Origin of the sequence: Pseudomonas sp. NPDC098740 (assembly GCF_044760065.1) — a bacterium.
GTDB lineage: Bacteria > Pseudomonadota > Gammaproteobacteria > Pseudomonadales > Pseudomonadaceae > Aquipseudomonas > Aquipseudomonas rossensis.
In genome coordinates this window covers 2362-14242 of sequence record NZ_JBIWAM010000001.1, presented here as the reverse complement: position 1 = coordinate 14242, position 11881 = coordinate 2362, and the positions used below count along the sequence as shown (strand labels likewise).

General features: G+C 58.8%; 10 protein-coding genes. All 10 read left to right on the top strand.

What is annotated here, in order from left to right; translation table 11 throughout:
• Positions 1 to 239 precede the first annotated feature (239 nt).
• Positions 240 to 2465 carry an NADP-dependent isocitrate dehydrogenase gene (locus tag ACIQU2_RS00060; protein ID WP_403137502.1) on the top strand — a complete coding sequence of 742 codons (2226 nt, stop codon included), beginning with the start codon at positions 240 to 242 and terminating at the stop codon, positions 2463 to 2465.
• A gap of 212 nt (positions 2466 to 2677) precedes the next feature.
• Positions 2678 to 3124 carry an NUDIX hydrolase gene (locus tag ACIQU2_RS00055; protein ID WP_347805481.1) on the top strand — a complete coding sequence of 149 codons (447 nt, stop codon included), beginning with the start codon at positions 2678 to 2680 and terminating at the stop codon, positions 3122 to 3124.
• Between the two features lie 59 nt (positions 3125 to 3183).
• Positions 3184 to 4329, top strand: coding sequence for a tRNA 2-thiouridine(34) synthase MnmA (mnmA, locus tag ACIQU2_RS00050; RefSeq protein ID WP_403137501.1), 1146 nt, complete (start codon positions 3184 to 3186; stop codon positions 4327 to 4329).
• Positions 4326 to 4949: a high frequency lysogenization protein HflD gene (gene hflD, locus ACIQU2_RS00045; RefSeq protein ID WP_347805483.1), complete on the top strand. Its 624-nt coding sequence runs from the start codon at positions 4326 to 4328 to the stop codon at positions 4947 to 4949. The genes mnmA and hflD overlap by 4 nt, the downstream gene beginning before the upstream one ends.
• 126 nt (positions 4950 to 5075) lie before the next feature.
• The gene (gene purB, locus ACIQU2_RS00040) at positions 5076 to 6446 is read left to right on the top strand and encodes an adenylosuccinate lyase (RefSeq protein WP_027925117.1); all 1371 of its coding nucleotides are present in this window, start codon (positions 5076 to 5078) and stop codon (positions 6444 to 6446) included.
• An 86-nt stretch (positions 6447 to 6532) separates the two neighbouring features.
• Positions 6533 to 7702 carry a JmjC domain-containing protein gene (locus ACIQU2_RS00035; protein WP_403137498.1) on the top strand — a complete coding sequence of 390 codons (1170 nt, stop codon included), beginning with the start codon at positions 6533 to 6535 and terminating at the stop codon, positions 7700 to 7702.
• Complete coding sequence (locus tag ACIQU2_RS00030) at positions 7695 to 8120, top strand: GNAT family N-acetyltransferase (RefSeq protein ID WP_017339601.1); 426 nt, start codon at positions 7695 to 7697, stop codon at positions 8118 to 8120. Before ACIQU2_RS00035 ends, ACIQU2_RS00030 begins: the two co-directional genes overlap by 8 nt.
• A 163-nt stretch (positions 8121 to 8283) precedes the next feature.
• Positions 8284 to 9045 (top strand): secretin N-terminal domain-containing protein, encoded by a 762-nt coding sequence (locus ACIQU2_RS00025; RefSeq protein WP_403137494.1) that lies wholly within the window; start codon positions 8284 to 8286, stop codon positions 9043 to 9045.
• Between the two features lie 475 nt (positions 9046 to 9520).
• Positions 9521 to 10846, top strand: a complete 1326-nt coding sequence (aceA, locus tag ACIQU2_RS00020) for an isocitrate lyase (RefSeq protein ID WP_282377694.1) — start codon at positions 9521 to 9523, stop codon at positions 10844 to 10846.
• 649 nt (positions 10847 to 11495) lie between these two features.
• On the top strand, positions 11496 to 11881 hold a 386-nt coding region (locus tag ACIQU2_RS00015; RefSeq protein WP_403137492.1), incomplete at its 3' end, for an NADH-quinone oxidoreductase subunit A.

The window sequence follows — 11881 nt, the reverse complement described above, 5'->3', positions numbered from 1 at the left end:
AATGCCGCCCGCTGACCACAGAGTCACGACGGCCGACCGCTCTATGACGAGACCCTCGGCCCGAAAAAGCCGGACTGTTACCGCAGTCCACCCGCTTGACGCTCGACTGATGCACCCAACATCACCGCGAAGAAATCTCGACATTCGGCTCATGGATGACTTTGAACGAACGCGCTTACCCGGCGCCCCTCGAGTTTTTCTGCGCACGCTTTAGCAAAGAAGAGAGAGTTAATCCGAATATGCCCACCCGCTCGAAGATCATCTATACCTTCACCGACGAAGCTCCCGCCCTCGCCACCTATTCACTGCTGCCTATCGTAGAGGCCTTCACCGCCTCCGCTGATATCGCCGTGGAAACCCGCGATATCTCTCTTGCAGGGCGTATTCTGGCCAGCTTCCCCGAGCAACTGGGTGACAAAGCCGTAGCCGACCACCTCGCCGAACTGGGCGACCTGGCCGTTACGCCTGAAGCCAACATCATCAAGTTGCCGAACATCAGCGCCTCGGTTCCGCAACTGCAAGCCGCGATCAAGGAACTGCAAGCCCAGGGCTTCGCACTGCCTGACTACCCGGAAACCGTGACCAGCGACGCCGACAAGCTCGCCAAGTCGCGTTACGACAAGATCAAGGGCAGCGCCGTGAACCCGGTTCTGCGCGAAGGCAACTCCGATCGTCGTGCACCGCTGTCGGTCAAGAACTACGCGCGCAAGCACCCGCACAAAATGGGCGCCTGGGCTGCGGACTCCAAGTCCCATGTAGCGCACATGAGCACCGGCGATTTCTACGGCAGCGAAAAAGCTGCCCTGATCGACGCTGCTGACGCCGTCAAAATCGAACTGATCGCTCAAGACGGCACCACCACCGTCCTGAAAGAAAAAACCACCGTGCAAGCCGGTGAGATCCTCGATTGTGCGGTCATGAGCAAAAACGCTCTGCGCAGCTTCATCGCTGCCGAGATCGAAGACGCCAAGCAAAAAGGCGTGCTGCTGTCGGTTCACCTCAAAGCCACCATGATGAAGGTCTCCGACCCGATCATGTTCGGCCAGATCGTTGCCGAGTTCTATAAAGACGCACTGGCCAAGCACGCTGACGTGCTGGCACAGATCGGCTTCAACCTGAACAACGGCATCGGCGACCTGTACGCTCGCATCAAAGCCCTGCCGGCCGAGCAACAAGCGCAGATCGAAGCGGACATCCAGGCGGTCTACGCCGTTCGTCCGTCGTTGGCCATGGTCAACTCCGACAAAGGCATCACCAACCTGCACGTGCCGAGCGACGTTATCGTCGACGCCTCGATGCCGGCGATGATCCGTGACTCCGGCAAAATGTGGGGCACTGACGGTCAGTTGCACGACACCAAGGCTGTGATCCCGGATCGCTGCTACGCCACCATCTACCAGGCGGTAATCGAAGACTGCAAGCTGCACGGCGCATTCGATCCAACCACCATGGGCAGCGTGCCAAACGTTGGCCTGATGGCGAAAAAAGCCGAAGAGTACGGCTCGCACGACAAGACTTTCCAGATCAAGGCCAACGGCGTAGTTCGGGTTTCCGATGGCGCTGGCCGCACTCTGCTGGAACAGTCGGTTGAAGCCGGCGACATCTTCCGCATGTGCCAGACCAAAGACGCGCCGATCCAGGATTGGGTCAAACTGGCTGTCAATCGTGCTCGCGCAAGCGCAACTCCAGCGATCTTCTGGCTGGACCCAATGCGTGCCCACGACGGCGTTGTAATCGAGAAGGTTCAGGCTTACCTGAAGGATCACGACACCTCCGGCCTGGACATCCGCATCATGTCGCCCGTCGACGCGATGGCCTTCACTCTGGGTCGCACCCGCGAAGGCAAGGACACCATCTCGGTGACCGGCAACGTACTGCGCGACTACCTGACTGACCTGTTCCCGATCATGGAACTGGGCACCAGCGCCAAGATGCTGTCGATCGTTCCTTTGATGAACGGCGGCGGCCTGTTCGAAACCGGCGCTGGCGGTTCGGCACCGAAGCACGTTCAGCAGCTGCTGGAAGAGAACTTCCTGCGCTGGGATTCTCTGGGCGAGTTCCTGGCCCTGGCCGCTTCCCTCGAGCACCTGGGTGTTACCTACAACAACCCTAAAGCGCTGGTGCTGGCCAAGACCCTGGATCAAGCCACGGGCCAGTTCCTGGACAACAACAAGTCGCCATCGCGTAAAGTCGGCAACATCGACAACCGCGGCAGCCACTTCTACCTGGCGCTGTACTGGGCTCAAGCCCTGACTGCACAGACTGAAGACGCTGCACTGCAAGCGCAGTTCGGCCAGCTGGCCAAGACCCTGACCGAGAACGAAGCAACCATCGTTGCCGAGCTCAACGCCGTTCAGGGCAAGCCAGTGGACATCGGCGGCTACTACCACGCCAATGCCGAGCTAATCAGCAAGGCCATGCGCCCAAGCAACACCTTCAACGCCGCGATCGCTGCGCTGGTTTAAGGTTGTAAGGATGCAAAGAAGCCCCGGCCCTGCGCCGGGGTTTCTGTTTCCACCTTTCACACATATTTACCTGTAGAAACCGAATCAATTGTGGGAGCTGGCTTGCCTGCGATGGCATCACTGCGGTATGCCTGATACACCGAGGTGATGCCATCGCAGGCAAGCCAGCTCCCACAGGATCGGGTTTCAACATTGGAAATCGAGGAAGCTTTATGGATTGGCTACCCCACATCACCGTCGCGACCATCGTCGAAGACAACGGCCGCTTCCTGATGGTCGAAGAATCCAAGGGCGGACGAACGGTGCTCAACCAGCCCGCCGGCCACCTCGACCCGGACGAAACCCTGATCGAGGCCGCGGTGCGTGAAACCCTCGAAGAAACCGGCTGGGACGTCGAGCCGACTGGCGTGGTGGGCATTTACCTCTACACCGCTCCGAGCAACGGCGTGACTTATCAGCGGGTCTGTTTCACCGCAAAACCGATCAAACATCACCCCGACTATCAGCTGGACGACGGCATTGTCGGCGCAAAATGGCTGACGCGTGACGAACTGCTGGCACAGCGCGCAAACTGGCGCAGTGAGCTGATCATCCGCTGTATTGATGATTATCTGGACGGCAAACTCTTCGGCCTCGAACTGATCCGCCCTTCTCTTTAGCCTTGCGGGCTTCGGCCTGTTAGAATCGCGTCCTTTTTCAAGACACTCATTGAATCCCTATGCGTGATCCAGCCCCTTCTGACACACAAAAGAAGCGCGTCATTGTCGGCATGTCCGGCGGCGTGGACTCTTCCGTTTCCGCTCTCTTGCTGATCGAGCAGGGTTATGAGGTGGAAGGCCTGTTCATGAAGAACTGGGAAGAAGACGATGGAACGGAATACTGCACCGCCATGGATGACCTGGCGGACGCCCAGGCCGTGTGCGACAAGATTGGCATCAAGCTGCACACCGCCAACTTCGCCGCCGAGTACTGGGACAACGTGTTCGAGCACTTCCTGGCCGAATACAAGGCCGGTCGCACGCCGAACCCGGACATCCTGTGCAACCGCGAGATCAAGTTCAAGGCGTTCCTCGACTACGCCATGATGCTTGGCGCCGACCTGATCGCCACCGGTCACTACGTGCGTCGCCGTGATATTGATGGCCGCACCGAACTGCTCAAGGGCCTGGACCCGAACAAGGACCAGAGCTACTTCCTGCACGCCGTCGGCGGCGAACAGATCGCCAAGACCCTGTTCCCGGTTGGTGAGCTGGAAAAACCCGAAGTACGCGCGATTGCCGGGAAACACGACCTGGCCACCGCGAAGAAAAAGGATTCCACCGGGATCTGTTTTATCGGCGAACGCCGTTTCAGCGACTTCCTCAAGCAGTACCTGCCGGCCCAACCGGGCGAGATCAAGACCACCGAAGGTGAAGTTATCGGCCGTCACCACGGCTTGATGTATCACACCATCGGCCAGCGTCAGGGCCTGGGCATTGGTGGCTTGAAAGACGCTAGTGACGAGCCTTGGTACGTGCTGATCAAAGACCTGGAACACAACGAATTGATCGTTGGCCAGGGCAATGACCATCCGTATCTGTTCTCCCGCGCCCTGCTCGCTTCAGACATCTATTGGGTCAACCCGATCGACCTGAGCGAACCGCGCCGGCTGACCGCTAAAGTCCGCTATCGCCAAAGCGACCAGCAGTGCACGCTGGAAAAAACCGCCACCGGCTACCGCGCAACCTTCGATGACCCGCAACGCGCGGTCACCCCAGGCCAGTCCGTGGTGTTCTACGACGGTGAAATCTGCCTCGGCGGCGGCGTGATCGAAGTCGCGGAGCCGTGGACCAGCAAAGGCACTCCTCAAGGCGAGCAGCAATGAGCCCGACTCAGGAGCAACTGACGGCACTGGGCGGCGTGTTCCTCGCCGCCGTGTTGGTCGACAAGATCGCCAAGACCGGCCAGACCACAGAAGCCGGCCTGACCTGCATGCTCGGCAGCCTGCTGATTCGTGATCCCAAGGACACGCTGGAAGTCTACGGCGGCGACGACATCAATCTGCGTGAAGGTTACCGTGCATTGATCGGCGCCCTTGAACGCGACCCGAGCACCCTTCAGCGCGAACCGCTGCGTTACGCCCTGGCGATGCTCGGTCTGGAGCGTCAACTGGCCAAGCGCAACGATATGCTGGATGAGATCGGCAAGCGCTTGCCGCAAATTCAGTCCCAGGTCGAGCACTTCGGCCCGGCTCACGAAAACGTGATTGCGGCCTGCGGTGCGCTGTACCAGGACACCCTGAGCACCCTGCGCCAGCGAATTCAGGTCCATGGCGACATGCGCAACCTGCAACAACCGAGCAACGCTTCGAAAATCCGCGCCCTGTTGCTGGCCGGTATTCGATCGGCGCGCCTGTGGCGGCAGTTGGGCGGTCATCGCTGGCAGCTGGTGATCAGCCGTCGCAAGTTGCTGAAAGAGCTTTACCCGCTGATGCGCAGCAGCTGAACCGCGCCCGCAAGACCTTTTGTAATTTGTAACGCGTAAGACGCTGGTCAGTTGGCAACGGACCGGCGGATTTTTTCATGTATGATACGCGCCCCATTTCGTTGCCCGACTGTCCGAGAACACCCCATGCAGCTTTCTTCGCTCACTGCGGTTTCCCCTGTTGACGGCCGCTACGCCGGCAAAACCCAGGCCCTGCGCCCAATTTTCAGCGAATACGGCCTGATCCGTGCTCGCGTTCTGGTTGAAGTGCGCTGGCTCCAGCGCCTGGCCGCTCACCCTGGTATCAGCGAAGTGCCGGCGTTCTCCGCCGAAGCCAACGCTGTGCTGAACACCCTGGCGGAAAACTTCGCTCTGGAGCACGCCGAGCGTGTCAAAGAGATCGAGCGCACCACCAACCACGACGTCAAAGCCATCGAATACCTGCTCAAAGAGCAAGCGGCCAAGCTGCCGGAACTGGCTGCTGTCAGCGAATTCATCCACTTTGCCTGCACCAGCGAAGACATCAACAACCTGTCCCACGCCCTGATGCTGCGCGAAGGCCGTGATGACGTGATGCTGCCGCTGATGCGCCAAACCGCCGAAGCCATCCGCGAACTGGCCATCCGATTCGCCGACGTGCCGATGCTGTCGCGCACCCACGGCCAACCGGCTTCGCCGACCACTCTGGGCAAAGAGCTGGCGAACGTGGTTTACCGTCTGGAGCGTCAAATCGCTCAAGTCGCGGCCGTTCCGCTGCTGGGCAAGATCAACGGCGCTGTCGGCAATTACAACGCTCACCTGTCGGCCTACCCTGAGATCGATTGGGAAGAGAACGCCCGCGCCTTCATCGAAGACGAGCTGGGCCTGGGCTTCAACCCGTACACCACGCAGATCGAACCGCACGACTACATCGCCGAGCTGTTCGACGCGATCGCGCGCTTCAACACCATCCTGATCGACTTCGACCGCGACATCTGGGGCTACATCTCCCTGGGTTATTTCAAGCAGCGCACCATCGCTGGCGAAATCGGTTCGTCGACCATGCCGCACAAGGTCAACCCGATCGACTTCGAGAACTCCGAAGGCAACCTGGGCATCGCCAACGCACTGTTCCAGCACCTGGCGAGCAAGCTGCCGATCTCCCGCTGGCAGCGCGACCTGACCGACTCCACCGTACTGCGAAACCTCGGTGTCGGCTTCGCCCACAGCGTGATCGCGTACGAAGCCAGCCTCAAAGGCATCAGCAAACTCGAGCTCAACGCTCAGAAAATCGCTGCTGACCTGGATGCGTGCTGGGAAGTATTGGCCGAGCCAATCCAGACCGTGATGCGTCGCTACAACATCGAAAACCCGTACGAAAAACTGAAAGAGTTGACCCGTGGCAAGGGCATCAGCCCTGAAGCACTGCAAACTTTCATCGACGGCCTGGACATGCCAGCCGCCGCCAAGGCAGAGCTGAAACTGCTCACCCCGGCGAACTACATCGGCAACGCTGTAGAGCAAGCCAAACGCATCTGATCGACCGCTTTATCCTTTTGAGACGCCCGGCAGCGCCGGGCGTTTTTTTTCCCGTCTGAAAAGTGCTTTTTTTCAATAGGTTACACATGAATCCTGACATTCCTCTTCAACTTCTGGGCGGCATCACGGCGCGCGAATTCCTGCGCGACTACTGGCAGAAAAAACCCCTGCTGATCCGTCAGGCGATTCCTGAATTCGAAAGCCCGATCGACGCCGACGAACTGGCCGGCCTGGCGCTGGAAGAAGAAGTCGAATCGCGCCTGGTGATCGAGCACGGCGAGCGCCCTTGGGAATTGCGCCGCGGCCCGTTCGCCGAAGACGAATTCAGCAAACTGCCGGAACGCGACTGGACCCTGCTGGTTCAAGCGGTCGACCAATTCGTACCGGAAGTCGCCGAGCTGCTGGAGAGTTTCCGCTTCCTGCCGAGCTGGCGTATCGACGATGTGATGATCAGCTTCGCCGCCCCGGGTGGCAGCGTCGGTCCGCACTTCGATAACTACGACGTATTCCTGCTGCAAGGTCACGGCAAGCGCAACTGGAAAATCGGCCAGATGTGCGATTCCGAGAGCAAGCTGCTGCAACACGCCGACCTGCGCATCCTCGCCGACTTCGAGGCCACCGACGAATGGGTTCTGGAACCGGGCGACATGCTCTACCTGCCGCCGCGCCTGGCCCATTGCGGCGTTGCCGTTGATGACTGCCTGACCTACTCGGTCGGTTTCCGCGCGCCGAGCGCCGCTGAAGTGCTGACCCACTTCACCGATTTTCTCAGCCAGTTCCTGCCGGACGAAGAGCGTTACACCGACGCCGACGCCCTGCCTGCGGCCGATCCACATCAGATCCAGCACGACGCCCTTGATCGCTTGAAAGGCCTGCTCGCCGAGCACATGAGCGACGAGCGCCTGCTGCTGACCTGGTTCGGCCAATTCATGACCGAGCCGCGCTACCCGGAACTGGTGGTGGGTCCGGAAGAGATCGAAGAAGACGACCTGCTCGCCAGCCTTGAGCAAGGCGCTGTACTGATTCGCAACCCGAGCGCGCGCCTGGCCTGGTCCGAAGTCGATGACGACCTGCTGCTGTTCGCCAGCGGCCAGAGCCGTTACCTGCCAGGCAAACTGCGTGAGCTGCTGAAGATGATTTGCGCCGCGGATGCGCTGCACGTCGACAATCTCGGCGATTGGCTGAGCGACGAAGACGGTCGCGGCCTGCTGTGTGAACTGATCAAGCAAGGAAGCCTGGGGTTTGCTGATGAATAAAATTCACGTACGTGTCGCAGACTGGCAAAAGGACAACGCCGAGATCCGGCGCATTCGTGAGACGGTGTTCATCGCCGAGCAATCCGTTCCGCCTGAGCTGGAATGGGATGCTGATGACGCAACTGCGGTGCATTTTCTGGCCTTCGAAGGCGACTTTCCGATTGGCACCGCTCGCCTGCTGCCCGACGGCCACGTCGGCCGGGTATCGGTACTGAAAGACTGGCGCGGATTGAAAGTCGGCGATGCGCTGATGCAAGCGGTGATCGGTGAAGCCGAAAAGCGCGGGCTCAAGCAGCAGATGCTCAGCGCACAGGTACAAGCCACGGCGTTCTATGAGCGCCTGGGCTTCAGCCTGGTCAGTGAGGAATTCCTGGAAGCAGGCATTCCGCATGTGGACATGGTACGGCACTCGGCCTGACACCCTGTGGCGAGGGGGCTTGCCCCCCTCGCCACAAAGAACACCACAAAACGCCCCGCCGCCTTCGGATGCCGGGGCGTTTTGCTGTCTACGATTCAACTTGCCCCACGCCGGGCCGACAAACTGGCAATATCAACACTTCAAGATGTCGGAGATAACGGATATGTCCCTACGCACCCTACTCACCACGCTGCTGCTGAGCTGCAGCTTGTCGGTCATGGCCGCCACCGAGATCGTGCCACTGAACTACCACACCAGTGCCGACATGCTGCCGATGGCCCAGGATTTCATCGGCAAGGATGGCCAGGTCAGCTCCTACGGCAACCAGCTAATTGTCAATGCCGATCAGCGCAAGATCGACGAACTTAAAGCCCTTATCGCCCAACTCGATACCCAACCCAAGCGCCTGCTGATCACCGTCGACACTAACGGAAACAACTTCCAGGGCGATCAGGGTTACTCGGTAAATGGCGCCAAACCGAGCCAGACTCGCATCATCAATCGCAGCACCGACAGCCGTGACGGCGGGATTCAGCAGATCCAGGCCAGCGAAGGGGCGCCGGCACTGATCCAGGTCGGCCAGAGCGTCCCGCTCACCAGCACTCAGACCGATTCCTACGGCGATCTGCGAAGCCAGACCGAATACCGCAACGTCACCCAGGGTTTCTACGTCACCGCCAGCGTCACCGGCGACATCGTTCACCTGGCGATCAGTGCCAATCGTGACCGCGTGAGCCAGGAACGTCCCGATGTAGTGAATGTGCAAAGTACCGACACAACTGTCACGGGGCGACTGGGTGAATGGATCACCCTGGCTGGCGTAAACCGCCAGACTCAGGCCGACAAACAGGGCCAGACCCGCAGCTACTCGACTCAGGGCCGTGACGACATGACCCTGCGGGTGAAAGTCGATACTTTGGACTAAACCACCGAAAACTGACTGATTAGTCGTATTAGACCAAAGATGTAGTGCTTAAAAATAAGCACTACAAAACGTTTGACGATACAAAAAAGCGAAGGCATGATGGCCTCGCTCCCGCTAATCAGGGGTCCTGGCAAGGGCCTTCGAAGCGCCGTTCGCATCTACCCCGCGAGCCGCTTCGTGTCTGTACCGCCCACAAGGTGTGTTTGACGAGGTTGCCGACTGGAACGAAGTTGTCCCGAGGGACGGAAGCGTAATTAGGTAACCCGGCTCCACACTGAAGTTCGCACCAAGGCCCACGACGCCCGAATGCGCTCGCCAGTTCGCCCTTACCTGCTCACTTCCCCTCGAGCCCATCGTTCATCCCGTCGCCATCCCCGCCGAATCCGACTTGACCATCTAAGCTTCTGGTCAGCGAGCGCATGAATTTTCCACCGCAGAACAACTTTCCGTAAAAGACGCGACGAGGTTTATCTCCATGGCACTGACACGCGAACAGCAAATTGCAGCCCTCGAAAAAGATTGGGCTGAAAACCCACGCTGGAAAGGCGTGACACGCGCTTACTCCGCTGCTGACGTCGTCCGCCTGCGTGGCTCGGTTCAACCTGAGCACACCTTTGCAAAATTGGGCGCCGAGAAGCTTTGGAACCTGGTGACCCAGGGCGCCAAGCCGTCCTTCCGTCCTGAGAAAGATTTCGTCAACTGCATGGGCGCCCTGACCGGCGGCCAGGCTGTACAACAAGTTAAAGCCGGTATCCAGGCGATCTACCTGTCGGGCTGGCAAGTCGCTGCGGACAACAACTCCGCCGAATCGATGTACCCGGACCAGTCGCTGTACCCGGTGGATTCGGTTCCAACCGTGGTCAAGCGCATCAACAACTCGTTCCGTCGTGCTGACCAGATCCAGTGGAAAGCCGGCAAAGGCCCGGGTGACGAAGGCTACATCGACTACTTCGCTCCAATCGTGGCGGACGCCGAAGCCGGTTTCGGCGGCGTACTGAACGCTTACGAACTGATGAAGAGCATGATCGAAGCAGGCGCTGCCGGCGTTCACTTCGAAGACCAACTGGCTTCCGTGAAAAAATGCGGCCACATGGGCGGCAAGGTACTGGTTCCTACCCAGGAAGCTGTACAGAAGCTGACCGCTGCTCGCCTGGCTGCTGACGTTGCCGGTACTCCGACCATCATTCTGGCCCGTACCGACGCTAACGCGGCCGACCTGCTGACTTCCGATTGCGACCCGTACGACAAAGAGTTCGTGACTGGCGAACGTACTCAGGAAGGTTTCTACAAAGTGCGCGCTGGTCTCGACCAGGCAATCTCCCGCGGCCTGGCCTACGCGCCGTACGCCGACCTGATCTGGTGCGAAACCGCCAAGCCGGATCTGGACGAGGCTCGTCGCTTCGCTGAAGCGATCAAAAAGGAATACCCGGACCAACTGCTGTCGTACAACTGCTCGCCTTCCTTCAACTGGAAGAAAAACCTGGACGACGCGACCATCGCCAAGTTCCAGCGCGAACTGTCTGCCATGGGTTACAAGCACCAGTTCATCACCCTGGCCGGCATTCACAACATGTGGCACAGCATGTTCAACCTGGCGCACGACTACGCCCGTAACGACATGACTGCCTACGTGAAGCTGCAAGAGCAAGAGTTCGCTGACGCTGCCAAGGGTTACACCTTCGTGGCTCACCAGCAGGAAGTGGGCACCGGCTACTTCGACGACATGACCACTGTGATTCAAGGTGGCTCGTCTTCGGTAACCGCACTGACCGGTTCGACTGAAGAAGAACAGTTCCACTGATCCGATTCGCCTGAGCAAACGGCCGTTGCGGACCGAATAGAAAGCTAACCGCAACGTCGCACATCTGACGCCCCGACTGGTTCGGGGCGTTTTTTTTGCCTGTGATTTCACAAACACCATCAATCCCTGTGGGAGCGGGCTTGCCCGCGATGGCGGTCTTCCAACCGACATCTGCAGCGCCTGACACACCGCAATCGCGGGCAAGCCCGGCTCCCACAAGGACTGTATGGACCTCAAAATCCCGCGAAAATCATTGATCCGGAGCAATTTCTCGATCATGAAAAGAAGGTAAAACGACCCCGCTCGCTACTTGTTGTTACGCGCATATAAGACAACTTCCCGACTCTCACCCCGTTGAACAGTTTAAAAACCACTCCAAACAATATTGATTATCATTTAGCCACAACTATGTTCGTTACATTCCCTACAAAACATAATTGATGAAATGCCGGCTAATGCCCGAACCGCATGGGCTGCGGGGCTTTGGAGGTGCGCTATGTCCTTATTCCTATAAATAATTTCGCTATAGGAATTTTACTTGCACGGTGTTGTGCCATAAAATCAGCGGGATTGATTGCTGCGACATATCGTCACTGCTTTGTTTCTTTTCAAGCTCAGAGACCTTTGCTCTCTGTTAAGGATTACCAGCATGCCCGAAGCGACAGGACTCATGGCCCACAACTGGGGCTTTGCCATTTTCCTTCTGGGCGTCGTCGGCCTTTGTGCCTTCATGCTCGGCGTCTCCAGCCTCCTCGGGTCAAAAGCCTGGGGCCGCAGCAAAAACGAACCGTTCGAATCCGGCATGCTGCCTACAGGTGGCGCCCGTCTGCGGCTCTCTGCAAAATTCTATCTGGTCGCGATGCTCTTCGTGATCTTCGATATCGAAGCCCTTTTTCTCTTTGCATGGTCTGTGTCCGTCCGCGAAAGCGGCTGGACCGGATTCGTCGAAGCTCTCGTTTTCATAGCAATTCTGTTGGCAGGCCTTGTCTACCTATTCCGAGTCGGCGCCCTTCACTGGGCTCAGGAAGCTCGTCG